Origin of the sequence: Priestia sp. GS2 (assembly GCF_036409025.1) — a bacterium.
Classification (GTDB): Bacteria; Bacillota; Bacilli; order Bacillales; family Bacillaceae_H; genus Priestia; species Priestia aryabhattai_A.
Genome location: NZ_JAZGJX010000001.1, coordinates 3610500 through 3625191, shown reverse-complemented (window position 1 = coordinate 3625191; position 14692 = coordinate 3610500). Strand labels below are relative to the sequence as shown.

Below are 14692 nucleotides of genomic sequence, written 5' to 3'. Positions count from 1 at the left end.
TTCTAAAACAAGGTGGTGAAACCTGTGGCATCATTACGTGATATACAAACGAGAATTACATCAACGAAAAAAACGAGTCAAATTACAAAAGCAATGGAAATGGTTTCAGCTGCAAAGTTAAACCGTGCCGAGCAAAACGCTAAGTCTTTCGTTCCTTATATGGAAAAGATTCAAGAAGTAGTTGCAAGCGTAGCAGGAGGCAGCAAAGGCGCTGCACATCCAATGCTAACGGCTCGTCCTGTAAAGAAAACAGGATACATTGTCATTACTTCAGATCGTGGCTTAGCAGGAGCTTATAATAGTAACGTTTTACGCGCTGTCTCACAAGCAATCGAAAAACGTCATGCATCTTCCGATGAATATGGTGTAATTGCAATTGGGAAAGTTGGGCGTGACTTCTTTATCAAGCGTGGTATTCCAGTGTTTTTAGAAATTACTGGTTTATCCGACCAACCATCTTTTGCTGATATTCAAGGAATTACTTCGCAAACGGTGCATATGTTCGCAGACGGTACATTTGATGAATTGTATTTATACTATAACCATTTTATTAATACAATCTCTCAAGAAGTAACGGAAAAGAAGCTGTTGCCGTTAGCTGATTTAGCTCCAACAGGGAAGCTTGTATCCTATGAGTTCGAGCCTTCTCAAGAGGAGATATTAGAAGTGCTATTGCCACAATATGCAGAAAGCCTTATTTATGGTGGCTTACTGGATGGAAAAGCAAGTGAGCACGCAGCGCGTATGACAGCGATGAAAAATGCAACGGATAATGCAAAAGACCTTATTAATAATCTTACCTTATCATATAACCGTGCTCGTCAAGCAGCAATCACGCAAGAAATTACGGAGATTGTTGGTGGAGCAGCGGCTTTAGAATAGAAATAAGACTTGAAAAGCAAGTTAGGAGGGAACACGATGGCAAAAGGACGCGTTACTCAAATCATGGGTCCAGTTGTAGACGTAAAGTTTGACAGCGGACACCTTCCAGCAATCTATAACGCCCTTAAAATTTCTCATAAACCTGTTAGTGAAAGTGAAGTAGCAATCGAATTAACATTAGAAGTTGCAATTCACTTAGGTGATAATACAGTTCGTGCAGTAGCAATGTCTTCAACTGATGGACTAGTTCGTGGACTAGAAGTAGAAGATACAGGCGCACCAATTTCTGTACCGGTTGGTGATGTAACGTTAGGTCGTGTGTTTAACGTATTAGGTGAGCATATCGATTTAGATGGACCAATCAGTGCGGGAGCTCGTCGTGATCCAATTCACCGCGAAGCACCAAAATTTGAAAACTTATCTACACAAGCTGAAATCCTAGAAACGGGAATTAAAGTAGTTGACCTTTTAGCTCCTTATATTAAAGGTGGTAAAATCGGTCTGTTCGGTGGAGCAGGTGTAGGTAAAACTGTACTTATTCAAGAACTAATCAATAACATCGCACAAGAACACGGCGGGATCTCAGTGTTCGCAGGTGTAGGTGAGCGTACTCGTGAGGGTAACGATCTATACCACGAAATGACAGATTCTGGTGTTATTAAAAAGACAGCGATGGTATTTGGTCAAATGAACGAGCCACCTGGAGCACGTCAACGTGTTGCATTAACTGGTTTAACAATGGCTGAATATTTCCGTGATGAGCAAGGACAAGACGTTCTGTTCTTTATCGATAACATCTTCCGTTTTACTCAAGCTGGTTCAGAGGTATCAGCCCTACTTGGTCGTATGCCTTCAGCGGTAGGTTACCAGCCTACACTAGCAACGGAAATGGGTCAATTACAAGAGCGTATTACATCTACTAGCGTTGGTTCTGTAACATCGATCCAAGCGATTTATGTACCAGCCGATGACTATACGGATCCGGCTCCTGCAACAACATTTGCTCACTTAGATGCAACAACTAACTTAGAGCGTAAGCTATCTGAGATGGGTATTTACCCAGCGGTGGATCCGTTAGCTTCGACTTCGCGCGCGCTTTCTCCGGAAATCGTAGGTGAAGAGCACTATAACGTTGCACGTCAAGTTCAGCAAACGTTACAGCGCTATAAAGAATTACAAGATATTATTGCAATCTTAGGTATGGACGAGTTATCTGATGAAGATAAGCTTGTTGTACAACGTGCTCGTCGTGTTCAATTCTTCTTATCTCAAAACTTCCACGTTGCGGAGCAATTTACTGGTCAGAAAGGTTCATACGTACCAGTTAAAGAAACGGTTCAAGGATTTAAAGAAATTCTTGAAGGTAAATATGATCATTTACCAGAAGATGCTTTCCGTTTAGTAGGACGTATTGAAGAAGTAGTTGAAAAAGCGAAAAGCATGGGAGTAGAAGTATAATATAGGGACATAGGAGGTTTTTTGAATGAAGACAATCCATGTCAGTGTAGTCACTCCTGATGGCCCAGTTTACGATTCGGAAGTGGAAATGGTCAGTGCTAGAGCTCAAAGTGGTGAGCTTGGTATCTTACATGGACATATTCCGATGGTAGCTCCATTACAAATTGGAGCCGTCCGCTTGAAAAAAGGAAGCAGCAGTGATGAAGTTGTAGCTGTTAGTGGAGGCTTTCTTGAAGTAAGACCTGACAAAGTAACAATCTTAGCACAAGCAGCAGAGACGTCAGATATGATTGATGTTTCTCGTGCAGAAGAAGCAAAAAAGAGAGCAGAAACACGACTGCAAAGCAAACAAGATGACGTTGATCATAAACGTGCTGAGTTAGCTTTAAAGCGTGCTTTAAATCGCATAGAAGTTACTAAACAAAAAATGTAATAACTAAAGCCTCCTTAAGCTTTTAAGGAGGCTTTTTACATGTAAATAAAAAGATTATATTAAGTTAAAATATGTAAATTAAGTTATATAGAGGTAAATCTTTGCACATTGCGCTGGACTGTGATTAAATGAGATAGTGGCTTTTCTTTGTTTTTTATCATTATGTTAAGGAGGTGTGATCATGCTAATTGGTGGTATTGGTCCACAGGCGCTATTAGCGATGGTTTCTCACCTTATTTTTATTGTCATTACATGGTATGCGCTTCAAGGTTTTCAGATTGAGAAATTAATGAAGCCAAACCGGATAGTACAAGCAAGAATCATGTTAATCTTGCTAACTATTACAATCGCTTCTACTGTTAGTAATTTCTTTTTGGATTACTTATTCTGGTCGCAGCGAATTCCTTCCTTATTTCAATAGAAAGTAGTGCTACCCTCTTAAAAGGCTGTCTAAAAATGACGACGAAACAGGTGTATTCATCTGGTTAATTTGGACAGGCTGATAGTAAGAAGAGGGAGTGAGGAAATGGGGAAAAAAATTAGTGTCTTTTTGGCTATTTTCATTGCAGGTATAATCGTATATTATGGAAGTTACGTGACCAATGCACAAGCTTCGAATTCAACGCTTGAAAAAATGGTTAACGTCTTAAATAAAGAAGCTGTAGAGATGAAAGAATGGTCATTGTATGCACGTGAAGAAGCTATGGACGTTACTAGTCTAGTAAACTTCCAAATGAAATCAAAACAGCTTCAAAGTAAATTTAGAGGTTTTAAATGGGACATTAAAAGGGAAAACGATGTATGGAAAGCTAAGGGTACAAGACAAACGGAATCTGTGAAAGAGTTGATTATGTTAACCTATACGGGAGATGAAAAAAGTAAGGGTGGATATATCTCATATGAGTTAATAGGACAAGGATTCACGACTCGGAATGTCAACGATGCCGAAGAGATTTTTAAAGACAATTATGAGCAACTTTTCCTAACAAATCCATTAATTTTCTCTTGTATAAAAGGTGAAATAAATGATAAGATGGAAAGTGTTTTGTCTTTACAAGTCAAGCAATTATTAACAGCATTCAATGCCCAGCAGATTGAATCGCTAATGGAAGAGTCATTTGTATCAGTATCAGCATATACTGGACTGTGGGAAGAAGCTCTTTCAAGTCAACAGCAGGAAATGAACTTACAAATTGCATTACGCAAGACAGGAATGGGCGGTCAAACAACCCTAGTTGTTGGCACACCTATTATTACGTCTGAATATTAATATATAGAAAATGGACGCGGAGGGGAATACCTTGGAAAAAATCATCGTCCGCGGTGGAAATAGATTAAACGGTACAGTAAAAGTAGAAGGTGCAAAGAATGCCGTTTTACCTATTATCACTGCAACATTATTAGCTAGTGATGGAAAAAGCATTTTAAATGATGTACCAGCTCTCTCCGATGTATTTACGATTGGCGAAGTTTTAAGACATCTGAATGCAGAAGTGGATTTTGAAACAAATCGTGTAGTTGTAGATGCATCAAGAGAATTAGAAACAGATGCACCTTTTGAGTATGTAAGAAAAATGCGAGCATCTGTATTAGTAATGGGTTCTTTATTAGCCCGTACTGGTAAAGCGCGTGTTGCGTTACCAGGTGGATGTGCAATTGGTTCTCGTCCAATTGATCAGCACCTTAAAGGCTTTGAAGCAATGGGAGCCAAAGTTACGGTTGGAAACGGCTTTATCTATGCTGAAGTTGAAGGAAGATTACAAGGTGCAAAGATTTATTTAGATTTCCCAAGTGTAGGTGCCACTGAAAATATCATGATGGCGGCAACGCTTGCTGAAGGTACAACAATTATTGAAAACGTAGCAAAAGAGCCTGAAATTGTGGATTTAGCAAACTTCTTAAATGCGATGGGTGCGAAAGTACGTGGAGCTGGAACTGGTACAATCCGAATTGAGGGTGTTAACAAATTATATGGTGCCGAACATTCAATTATTCCTGATCGCGTTGAAGCAGGTACGTTCATGGTAGCAGCAGCGATTACAGGTGGAGATGTGCTTGTACGTGGAGCTGTATCTGAACATTTGAGCTCGTTGGTAGCAAAAATGGAAGAGATGGGCGTGAAGATTATTGAAGAAGGCGACGGTTTACGTGTTATTGGACCGGAGAAATTAAAGCCTGTTGATATTAAAACGATGCCACACCCTGGCTTCCCAACAGATATGCAATCTCAAATGATGGCATTATTGTTAGCAGCTGAAGGCACAAGTATGATTACAGAAACAGTTTTCGAAAATCGCTTTATGCATGTCGAAGAGTTTCGTCGTATGAATGCAGATATTAAAATTGAAGGTCGTTCTGTGATTATTAATGGTCCTTCAAAACTACAAGGCGCAGAAGTAGCAGCAACAGATTTACGTGCTGCAGCAGCATTAACGCTTGCTGGCTTAGTGGCTGATGGCTATACGCGCGTTACTGAATTAAAGCATTTAGATCGTGGCTATGTGAACTTCCACCAAAAGCTAGCGGGATTAGGTGCTGATATTGAACGTGTAAATGATAAAACACATCAAGTGGAAACATCACAACAAGTATCTGATGTAAATATGTAATAAAAAAGTATCTCGCTTTGTCGAGATACTTTTTTTTATGGACAAATTTAGAAAAGGTTTTGGAGTGTCATAAAAGCTTGTCCCTATCCATAAATATGAATTATAAGGATTATTGAGTTCCTTGATAAATTCATAGATATGGAGGCTCTGTGTACATGAAGCAAATAAAGCCAATGATTATTCTAGCAGCGATCTTCTTTCTCGTCATTCTTTTAATTCCAACTTTATTGGTGATACCTTTTATTGAAAACGAAAGCGATTCATTAATGAATAAAGAGAATAAAAAAGCGGAACAGTCTGAGGTAGAGGAAGCGCCTAGTTCACAGCTAGATATTGATGTAGGTGTATATCGCTCTCAATCAGAGCAGGTAGAGACGTTGCCTCTTGAAGAATATCTAGTAGGAGTCGTAGCTGCTGAAATGCCTGCAGAGTTTGAATTGGAAGCATTGAAAGCCCAAAGCCTTGCAGCGCGCACTTATACTGTTCAAAAGCTTATGAATAGAGCAAATGCAGGCTTACCAGCCGGAGCAGACATTACAGATACTGTAAACGATCAAGTATATTTAAGTGAAAAAGAATTAAAAGAGCAATGGGGAAAAGAGTATGAGTGGAAAATCAAAAAAGTAAAAGATGCGGTTAAAAAAACAGAGGGACAAATCTTGACGTATAAAAATAAGCCCATTGATGCCACATTTTTTTCAACTAGCAATGGTTATACGGAAAATTCAGAGTCGGTGTGGTCAAATTCTATCCCTTATTTAAAGAGTGTCGAGAGTCATTGGGACACGAAATCACCTAAGTTTAAAAATCAAAAGATGGTATCTATTTCAGAGTTTGAACAGAAGCTAGACGTCAACATCTCACAATCTGGTGATGTAGGTAATATTATTTCAAAAACGCCTGGAAAACGAGTAGATTATGTGCAGGTTGGCAATAAAAAGATAGCTGGAACTGTGGTACGTAATAAGCTAAATCTTTCATCAGCTGATTTTACATGGAAGCGTGAGAATGACCATATTGTCATTGAAACTAAGGGATATGGGCATGGAATTGGTATGAGTCAATACGGTGCTAACGGTATGGCTATGGAGGGTAAATCTTATAAAGACATAGTGACTCATTATTATACAGGTGTAGCAATCGCCGGCTCAGACCAGTATGTTACACAGCTAACGGCTAAAAAGTAAATAAAAAAGCTTACTCTAGACATAGATCTAGAGTAAGCTTTTTTTGGGGAAATAAATAGCTTTATGTATATTTTTAAAACGTTTGTCGAAAAATAATCGAAAAAAACTTTTAGGTTGTGTATATATTCTTAAAATTGTGTTCAAACTGGTTGCTGAGGTGATGATACATGAGAGAGGAAGAAAAGAAACGTACTTCTCAACAATCAAAGGTTCACAAACTTTTTAGAAAGCGTTGGATTTTCCCAGCAATCTATCTGGCAAGCGCAGCAATTATCCTTACAGCCGTTCTTTGGTTTCAAGCGAATGGAAATAGTAACCTAAGCGAAGATGCTAAAGATCGTTATGGACAAGATGGGACTGCATATACAGAAGATGCAATGGAAGTAAATGCATCGCTTGAGAATTTAAAGATGCCACTTGTAAATGATAAGGATGCTGTTGTGAAGAAACCATTTTACGATGATCAAGCATCAAAGAAACAACAAGAAGCAGCACTCGTATTTTATAATAATACGTATCACCCAAACACAGGTATTGACTTAGCGGTAGAAGGTGATAAATCATTTGATGTAACAGCAGCTGCAAGTGGAACTGTTACAAAAGCCGAAAAAGACCCGTTGCTTGGATTTGTAATTGAAGTGGATCACAAAGATGGACTTGTTACGCAGTACCAATCGTTAGATGAAGCGACTGTTGAAGTAGGAGATGTTGTGAAACAAGGTCAAGTGCTTGCTAAAGCTGGAAAGAGCTTATATAACCAAGAAGCAAATAACCATGTTCACTTTGAAATTCGTAAAGATGGCGTTGCTATGAATCCTAGCGATTACTTTGGTAAATCAGTCTCTTCTATTAAAGAAGTGAAAGCTGCTGAAGTGACAGAACCGACTACAGCTGATGAGCCATCAAAGGATAAAGAAGAGTCAAAGCAGGAAGATAAAACTGGTGACGAAGCACCTAAAGCTCCTGAAAAGAAAGAGCAATCTGCGGATGAATTAAAATCAAATGCATAATATAAACTAATAAAAGCCTACCTTCTCTTAAACTCAGTTTTGGGTTAAGAGAAGGAGGTTTTTCTCTATTTTTTGATAAAATAGATGGAATTTTTAAAAAAATAAAATAAATCACTTGTCCCTCTTGACTTTTATAGCATATATCTTCGTATAAGCTAATACACTGTTACAAACCTACAAAGAGAATGGTGGAAAAATATAGAATGTTTTTCATCATCTCACATCCAATTTAGGGAGGGCGAGTAGAGTGCACGATTACATCAAAGAGAGAACTATCAAGATTGGGAAGTATATCGTGGAAACCAAAAAGACCGTTCGTGTAATTGCGAAAGAGTTTGGTGTTTCTAAAAGTACTGTCCATAAAGATTTAACAGAAAGACTACCTGAAATAAACCCTGAACTAGCAAATGAAGTAAAAGAAATACTTGATTACCATAAATCAATTCGACATCTGCGTGGAGGGGAAGCAACAAAATTAAAATACAAAAAAGAAGAAGAAATTGTAAAGTAGTACGATTCCCCTTTACTATCGTAAGCAATAGGGTAGGAAAGGGGAATTTATATTGGTTAAAAAAGTAAAAAAATAAAAATTTTTATTAATAAATACATACATATACAATTTGTGATAAAATAGTAAATTAGGAAAAAAGAATGGTATGCATGCAATGATATGTAAACTGAAGGAGGATTTAAGGTATGTTAGCAAAAGACATCGGTATCGACCTTGGTACGGCTAACGTCTTAATTCATGTAAAAGGCAAAGGAATTGTATTAAATGAACCATCGGTTGTAGCAATCGATAAAAATACAAATAAAGTGTTAGCAGTTGGGGAAGAAGCACGTCAGATGGTTGGACGTACACCTAGTAATATTGTAGCAATTCGTCCTCTTAAAGATGGTGTAATCGCGGACTTTGATATTACAGAATCTATGTTGAAATATTTCATTAATAAGTTAAATGTAAAAGGTTTTTTATCGAAACCTCGCATTTTAATTTGCTGTCCTACGAATATTACATCCGTAGAACAAAAGGCAATACGTGAAGCAGCCGAAAAAAGTGGCGGCAAAACCATTTATTTAGAAGAAGAGCCAAAAGTAGCAGCTATTGGTGCGGGAATGGATATCTTTCAACCAAGCGGTAATATGGTAGTGGATATTGGTGGTGGAACAACAGATGTGGCTGTGTTATCAATGGGCGATATTGTAACAGCTTCATCTATTAAAATGGCTGGAGATCGTTTTGATGCTGAAATCTTACAGTATATAAAAAGCAAATATAAGCTGTTAATTGGTGAGAGAACAGCTGAAGAAATTAAGGTGAAAATTGGTACAGTTTTCCCTAACTCAAGAGAAGAAGAATTAGATATTAGAGGTCGAGATATGGTGTCAGGCCTTCCTCGTACAGTCACAGTAAAATCTCATGAGGTAGAGGAAGCGCTTAGAGAATCTGTTAGCGTCATTGTACAAGCATCAAAAAGTGTCTTAGAACGTACACCTCCAGAGCTTTCTGCCGATATTATAGATAGAGGTGTTATCTTAACAGGCGGAGGAGCTTTACTACACGGTATTGATCAGTTGCTAGCAGAAGAACTAAAAGTTCCCGTACTGATTGCTGAGAGTCCAATGGATTGTGTTGCAGTTGGTACAGGTATTATGCTAGACAATATCGATCGACTTTCTCGCCGAAGTATTATTTAATAATGAAATTCTTATCATACGCTTTTTGTAAAAGCGTAAATAAGATGATAACTCCTCTTTGTAAAGTATTACAAGAGGAGTTTTATTATTTCTAAAAGTGTGAGGTGGACAAGTTGTTTAAAGGTTTTTATACAGCGACAGCAGGAATGCTATCCCAACAGCGAAGAACAGATATGCTTACAAATAATATTGCTAATGCAAATACTCCAGGCTTTAAAGAGGATCAAGGAGTTATTAGAGCGTTTCCGGAGATGTTATTGCAGCGTATCGAAGAGCAGCAAAAAGGAAAAACTGTAACTCGTTCTCAAGAGAACATTGGAAGCTTAAATACAGGAGTATACTTACAAGAAACGGTTCCTAATTTTGTGCAAGGAGATCTCCAGCAAACCGATTACCAAACAGATCTCGCACTGTTACAAACGAACTTACCAGACCAGAATGGTGGCTTATTTTTCGTAGTACAGAGTTCTGAGGATAACCTTTCTTATACACGAAATGGTAATTTTTCAGTAGACCCGGCAGGATTTTTAACCACTAATAATGGTGAATATGTGCTTAATATAAATAATGAACCTATCAATGTCGGAAGTGAAGAATTTAAAGTGGATAATCAAGGGAATGTAATGGTTAATGGTGAAGTAACGGGGCAATTAAATATTGCGTATGCTGATTCTATGGAAACAATCATTAAAACAGGAAACGGACTATACCAAACTGAAAATGGTGAGCCGTTGCCTTCAACTATTGAAAACAGTGACGCTTCTTACGAAATTAAACAGGGCTTTGTGGAGCGCTCTAATGTAAATATGTCACAAACTATGACTGAACTACTTACTGCTTATCGTACATTTGAAGCAAATCAAAAAGTGATGCAAGCTTACGATCGCAGCATGGAAAAAGCAGCCAATGAAATTGGTAAAGTAAGATAAGCATTGTATCAAATAATTGGAGGAATAATACGTGAATCGCTCGATGATTAATGCTACAAACACAATGACTCAATTGCAACAGCGCTTAGATTTAGTTGGAAGCAACTTGGCAAACGTAAATACAGTTGGTTACAAAAAGCGTGACGCGTCATTTAGTGATATGTTGTATCAACAAATCACTAATCAGTCGGATAAAGCAAGTGAACAAGGAAGAAAGACACCGCTTGGCATTCGTCAAGGAGCAGGAGCCATTCTTTCTCAAACGAAACTTGTTACTACACAAGGTTCACTTCAAGAAACAGGGCGACAACTAGATGTTGCATTAACCAACCCAAACGTTTTCTTTCAGGTGCAGAGAGATAATAATGGTACAGTAGAAACGTACTATACAAAAAGCGGTTCCTTTTATCTTACCCCACTTGGAAACGGAGAAGTACAGTTAGTGAACGCAGATGGAAATGCAGTCTTAGATAGTGAAGGCAATATTATTTCCTTTAGCAAGGACTTTCGTGAGCTTCAAATTAATAAAGCTGGTGAATTAACTGTTGTTGGAAGTGAAGAAAATGAAGTTATTACCCTAGGTTTAACTCGAGTAAACCGTCCGCAGTCACTTGAGGCAGTTGGTTTATCTTTATTTAAGGTTCCTGATGCTCTAAATCAAGAAAATAGTATTCAAAGCTTACAGGGTGATGAACGTATGGAATCGGGGATTCGGCAAGGGGTCTTGGAACAATCGAACGTTGATATGAGCAAAGAAATAACGGATATGACATTGACGCAAAGAGCCTACCAGTTTAATTCGCAATCCATTTCAATTGCTGATCAAATGATGGGACTGGTAAACAGTATACGTTAATTATTCGCTTTGCTTTTTATAAAATAGTAAATTATAACTAATTTTTTAATTTGTTCATAAACTATACCTTCACGTGGCATTCTAAGTACGTAGATTGAATTTATGTAAAAGGAGAGTTGCTACGATGAAGAAAAAAATACTTATGGGTTTAGGTTCAGCTGTGTTTGCACTTGCAACACTAGGGGCGTGTAACACGCAAGACCCACCGCCAGAAGAAGAGCAAATGGAAGAGCAAGAAAACATGGATGAGCAAAAAGAAGAAAATATGCAAGAACAAGAGATGCAAGACGAAAACGATATGAACAACATGGATGATAACCAGAATCAAAATGATGATGAAAACAATGAGAATGACCAAGAAGACCCAGTAGAAGATATGAATGATATGGAAGATAAAGATCGTAAAGATGAATAGAATGAGTATAAACAAACATGTCAGCTTAGGTTGTCATGTTTGTTTTTTGTTTGAAAGCGTATACAATTTCCGGAATAAAGGGGTGATGGTATTTAAGAGCTCTTTTTGAGGTACTTCTGGTAAAGAGTGCAGTTTTTGTAAAGCTTTTTTTAAATCAGGGTATTTTTGAAAGAGCATAAGTAGAGTGTGAACATCGTTGTCGGAAACATGATAAGTAGCAGGTGAAGAGTTGAGTTTGTGGGGTTGTTGAAGGTGAGGTTCAGATTCTAAAAACTCATCTAGATTTATTTGGAAATGACTTTTAAGCAAAAGGCAGTCTGCTATATCGGGATATTGAATGGAAGTTTCCCATTTGGAAACTTTAGAGCGAGAAATATTAAGCAATTTTGCAAATTGATCTTGAGTCAAACCTGCATTAGCACGAAGCATTTTAATCTTAACAGCAATTTCTAACATAAGTACCACTTCTTTCTTCATATAGATTGTGTTCGGAATTAGGTCTAAAGTCATGTAAATGAGTAATATTCGAACTTAATTAAAAAAATACAGCAAAATGACAGAAAATTCAAGGTAATATTCGTTTATTTTTAAATTAAATAAAGTAAGATAGGGGTTTTTTAAAAAAAAGTGGTGAAAAAAATAAAGCTTAACTGATAAGTAAAAAAAGGTGAAGAAAAAGCTGTTGAATCATGGTAAAAAATATATTAATATACATAATACAAACAAGAAAGGAGTAGAGAAATGGCGAAATATTACTTGAAACGTAATCAAATAAAACATCGCAAAAGAAAGAATAGTCGAATGAATGATTTACCTTTATTTTTGGGGAAGCATAGAGAGTTTAAGCCTATTAATCCTTTACCCTCCAACCATAACCTTCACCGTATGACTCAACACCCTTTTAAGTAATATAAATTTTTTAATCTTCACGTGTTCTTTATATTTTCTCGTTCATTAGTAGGAAGAGTTTTGTTATTTCGTTTTTTATTATGAAGCTGATATTTAAACTGTGCTAATAATTCAGAACCTGTTAAACCTTGTTCAATCAAGTTAGCGAGAATCATTTCAGCAAAGTGTAGTTTTCTTTCAAGTAATGTACCTTTCATTAATACGCTTATCTGCTTATCGTTAATTGCTTTGACTGAAACAACCTGAACCGAAAACAAGGCAGGATCGTTGGTTGGTTTTGAGATAAGTGCCTCAATTTGTACAGGTTGATGATCTTTTAGTGGCAGCTCAAATAAGCGTGTAAACTGCTGATCAATAACAGCTTCGAGAATCCAATGGTTATCTGTATCTTCTTTATTAATAATTAACCCTTTATTTAATTCTAAATTATGTTTCTCTCCTTCATGATCAATTAGTTGTAGGCCGACTAATCGAAATGTTTTCATACAGAAGCTTCCTCCTTTAACAAATATGTTACTCGTATACCACTATTATAACATGAGGTATAAGAATATTCTTATTATTCAACCTTTTGATTGTGTAGAAATTGAATAAAGAGGTGATCAATTGATTAATGAAGTAGTGTTAGTAGGGCGTTTGACACGAGCTCCTGAACTAAAATATACTTCCGAAGGAATTCCTTTTTCTCACATTACAGTAGCTGTGAACAGAAATTTTCGTAACCAGGAAGGAGAAGTGGACGCAGATTTTGTATCAATAACGCTATGGCGGAAAAACGCTGAAAACATGACGAAATACTGTGATAAGGGGTCTATTATAGGAGTCGTAGGTCGTGTGCAAACACGTACGTTTGAAAACAACTTGCATCAACGCGCTTATGTTACAGAAATTATCGCAGAATATGTTCGGTTTTTAAGCGGTAAGCCTTCCTCACCTGAAAATCAGCCATGATGTTTTTCAGCACTATAAGCTAAATGGAATTGCTTCATTATCTCTTTTATCCAAGATCAGAAAAACTTACTTTCCTCTCTTTATTATAATCCCCACTTTGCCATTGAACTCTCATCAATGGTTCTTTTTTGTGAAAAACTCCTCTAGCTGCAAGTAACAACTAGAGGAGTTTAGCTTTTATTTTGAGAAACGTTTCGCTCCTAGGTAGCGTTTGTTCCAATAGCTATTATCTAAGCTTGAAATAGTTACACCTGTTGAAGAGCCAGCATGAATAAACTGACGATTTCCTAGGTAAATTCCTAGATGTGAAGGTCCTGACGTATATGTAGTAAAGAACACCAAATCTCCAGGTTGTGGCTGACTTACCGACTTTGAAGCATTCCAAAAGCCCATTGTTGTATAACGAGGCATTGAAACTTGTTCTTTCATTACATAGTAAATAAATCCACTGCAATCAAAGCCAGATGGTGTTGTACCACCCCATTTATAAGGAACACCTATATATTTCTTTGCATCAGTAATCATTTTAGAAACATTTAGTTGTCCATTGGTTGGCGTTGTAGTTGAAGGAGTGCCAGTGCTTGGCGTAGATGGCGCTGCTCCAGATGTAGTTACTTTTAAGACCTGGTTGACATAAATAATATCAGATTTTAAGTTATTTGCTGTTTTAAGAGCAGAGACGCTCATTTTAAACTGAGCTGCAATTTTAGAAAGCGTATCACCCTGCTGAACTTTGTATGTACCATTTGTTGAAACCGACGGCGTTTGTGGTTCCGTTACTTCCGGCTTGGGGTTAGAAGATGTAGCTTGTCCATTTACTTTTAATGTTTGGTTGACATAAATAACATTTGATAAGAGTGAATTTAACCTTTTTAAATCTGAAACGCTCATTTTAAATTGAGCTGCAATCTTATATAGCGTATCGCCACTTTGTACTTTATAAGTAGAAGCAGTACTCGGTGTGGAAGGTGTTGGTTTTGCTGTCTCAACAGGTTTCGTAGGCTCTGATGGTTTTGATGCATTAGACGAAATCACGAGTGTTTGTCCTATATGGATAACATCAGACTTTAGGTTATTTTGAGTCTTTAAGTTTTGTACACTTGTTTGATATTTAGTAGCTATTGACCACAAAGTATCGCCTGACTTTACCTGAACAGAAGTAGAAGCAGCGTCAGTAGACGTTTGAAAAAGGGTAATTCCTCCTAATATCGATCCTATCGACAGGACAATTTGCTTTTTTTTCACTAGTAATCCTCCTTTTGTATATGAATCTTTTAGACTATTTTCGACTCGTTTTAATCATAATCTAAAAAAAAAGAAGAAGTAAAGGGTATTTTGTCACACAAAACACCTTT

At 37.2% G+C, this 14692-nt stretch carries 17 protein-coding genes; 14 read left to right on the top strand and 3 right to left on the bottom strand.

Going from position 1 to position 14692, the window contains the following annotated elements; genetic code table 11:
• Nucleotides 1-24: 24 nt before the first annotated feature.
• The 13 genes from V2145_RS18565 (at nt 25) to V2145_RS18505 (ending at nt 11477) form a co-directional block, all read left to right on the top strand.
• On the top strand, nt 25-882 hold the full coding sequence (locus V2145_RS18565; RefSeq protein ID WP_094911039.1) for a F0F1 ATP synthase subunit gamma: 858 nt from the start codon (nt 25-27) through the stop codon (nt 880-882).
• Between the two features lie 36 nt (nt 883-918).
• Nucleotides 919-2340 (top strand): F0F1 ATP synthase subunit beta, encoded by a 1422-nt coding sequence (gene atpD / locus V2145_RS18560; protein WP_094911040.1) that lies wholly within the window; start codon nt 919-921, stop codon nt 2338-2340.
• Nucleotides 2341-2365: 25 nt separating this feature from the next.
• A complete protein-coding gene (locus V2145_RS18555) occupies nt 2366-2773 on the top strand; it encodes a F0F1 ATP synthase subunit epsilon (protein ID WP_094911041.1) in 408 nt (135 codons plus the stop codon).
• Nucleotides 2774-2954: 181 nt separating this feature from the next.
• On the top strand, nt 2955-3194 hold the full coding sequence (locus V2145_RS18550; RefSeq protein ID WP_094911042.1) for a DUF1146 family protein: 240 nt from the start codon (nt 2955-2957) through the stop codon (nt 3192-3194).
• A 105-nt stretch (nt 3195-3299) separates the two neighbouring features.
• Nucleotides 3300-4043, top strand: a complete 744-nt coding sequence (locus V2145_RS18545) for a YwmB family TATA-box binding protein (protein ID WP_094911043.1) — start codon at nt 3300-3302, stop codon at nt 4041-4043.
• A gap of 31 nt (nt 4044-4074) precedes the next feature.
• On the top strand, nt 4075-5382 hold the full coding sequence (murA, locus tag V2145_RS18540) for a UDP-N-acetylglucosamine 1-carboxyvinyltransferase (protein WP_094911044.1): 1308 nt from the start codon (nt 4075-4077) through the stop codon (nt 5380-5382).
• A gap of 155 nt (nt 5383-5537) precedes the next feature.
• The gene (gene spoIID, locus V2145_RS18535) at nt 5538-6569 is read left to right on the top strand and encodes a stage II sporulation protein D (protein WP_311856111.1); all 1032 of its coding nucleotides are present in this window, start codon (nt 5538-5540) and stop codon (nt 6567-6569) included.
• A gap of 167 nt (nt 6570-6736) precedes the next feature.
• Nucleotides 6737-7579, top strand: a complete 843-nt coding sequence (locus V2145_RS18530) for a M23 family metallopeptidase (RefSeq protein ID WP_311856112.1) — start codon at nt 6737-6739, stop codon at nt 7577-7579.
• A gap of 247 nt (nt 7580-7826) precedes the next feature.
• On the top strand, nt 7827-8090 hold the full coding sequence (gene spoIIID / locus V2145_RS18525) for a sporulation transcriptional regulator SpoIIID (protein WP_025908769.1): 264 nt from the start codon (nt 7827-7829) through the stop codon (nt 8088-8090).
• 185 nt (nt 8091-8275) lie between these two features.
• On the top strand, nt 8276-9277 hold the full coding sequence (locus V2145_RS18520) for a rod shape-determining protein (protein ID WP_131887531.1): 1002 nt from the start codon (nt 8276-8278) through the stop codon (nt 9275-9277).
• A 113-nt stretch (nt 9278-9390) separates the two neighbouring features.
• Complete coding sequence (locus tag V2145_RS18515) at nt 9391-10206, top strand: flagellar hook-basal body protein (RefSeq protein ID WP_330988092.1); 816 nt, start codon at nt 9391-9393, stop codon at nt 10204-10206.
• 31 nt (nt 10207-10237) lie between these two features.
• A complete protein-coding gene (locus V2145_RS18510) occupies nt 10238-11062 on the top strand; it encodes a flagellar hook-basal body protein (RefSeq protein ID WP_311856114.1) in 825 nt (274 codons plus the stop codon).
• Between the two features lie 124 nt (nt 11063-11186).
• Nucleotides 11187-11477: a hypothetical protein gene (locus V2145_RS18505; protein ID WP_131887528.1), complete on the top strand. Its 291-nt coding sequence runs from the start codon at nt 11187-11189 to the stop codon at nt 11475-11477.
• 33 nt (nt 11478-11510) lie between these two features.
• Here V2145_RS18505 and V2145_RS18500 read toward each other — a convergent pair whose 3' ends face one another.
• Both V2145_RS18500 and V2145_RS18495 read right to left on the bottom strand, forming a co-directional pair.
• Complete coding sequence (locus V2145_RS18500; protein ID WP_311856115.1) at nt 11511-11933, bottom strand: helix-turn-helix transcriptional regulator; 423 nt, start codon at nt 11931-11933, stop codon at nt 11511-11513.
• A 470-nt stretch (nt 11934-12403) separates the two neighbouring features.
• Nucleotides 12404-12871: a YwpF family protein gene (locus V2145_RS18495; RefSeq protein ID WP_131887526.1), complete on the bottom strand. Its 468-nt coding sequence runs from the start codon at nt 12869-12871 to the stop codon at nt 12404-12406.
• Between the two features lie 121 nt (nt 12872-12992).
• Here V2145_RS18495 and ssb point away from each other — a divergent pair, with 121 nt between their 5' ends.
• Nucleotides 12993-13337 (top strand): single-stranded DNA-binding protein, encoded by a 345-nt coding sequence (ssb, locus tag V2145_RS18490; RefSeq protein ID WP_311856117.1) that lies wholly within the window; start codon nt 12993-12995, stop codon nt 13335-13337.
• 177 nt (nt 13338-13514) lie between these two features.
• On the opposite strand, the gene V2145_RS18485 is transcribed toward ssb, so the two are convergent.
• Nucleotides 13515-14582, bottom strand: a complete 1068-nt coding sequence (locus V2145_RS18485) for a C40 family peptidase (RefSeq protein ID WP_330988091.1) — start codon at nt 14580-14582, stop codon at nt 13515-13517.
• Nucleotides 14583-14692: the final 110 nt, after the last annotated feature.

What these genes read in the sequence shown, in the direction of transcription:
- V2145_RS18520 (WP_131887531.1), top strand. Translation starts at nt 8,276, where the DNA reads ATGTTAGCAAAAGACATCGGTATCGACCTTGGTACGGCTAACGTCTTA.
- spoIID (WP_311856111.1), top strand. Translation starts at nt 5,538, where the DNA reads ATGAAGCAAATAAAGCCAATGATTATTCTAGCAGCGATCTTCTTTCTC.
- V2145_RS18505 (WP_131887528.1), top strand. Translation starts at nt 11,187, where the DNA reads ATGAAGAAAAAAATACTTATGGGTTTAGGTTCAGCTGTGTTTGCACTT.
- V2145_RS18530 (WP_311856112.1), top strand. Translation starts at nt 6,737, where the DNA reads ATGAGAGAGGAAGAAAAGAAACGTACTTCTCAACAATCAAAGGTTCAC.
- V2145_RS18500 (WP_311856115.1), bottom strand. Translation starts at nt 11,933, where the DNA reads ATGTTAGAAATTGCTGTTAAGATTAAAATGCTTCGTGCTAATGCAGGT.
- V2145_RS18495 (WP_131887526.1), bottom strand. Translation starts at nt 12,871, where the DNA reads ATGAAAACATTTCGATTAGTCGGCCTACAACTAATTGATCATGAAGGA.
- atpD (WP_094911040.1), top strand. Translation starts at nt 919, where the DNA reads ATGGCAAAAGGACGCGTTACTCAAATCATGGGTCCAGTTGTAGACGTA.
- V2145_RS18545 (WP_094911043.1), top strand. Translation starts at nt 3,300, where the DNA reads ATGGGGAAAAAAATTAGTGTCTTTTTGGCTATTTTCATTGCAGGTATA.
- V2145_RS18550 (WP_094911042.1), top strand. Translation starts at nt 2,955, where the DNA reads ATGCTAATTGGTGGTATTGGTCCACAGGCGCTATTAGCGATGGTTTCT.
- V2145_RS18555 (WP_094911041.1), top strand. Translation starts at nt 2,366, where the DNA reads ATGAAGACAATCCATGTCAGTGTAGTCACTCCTGATGGCCCAGTTTAC.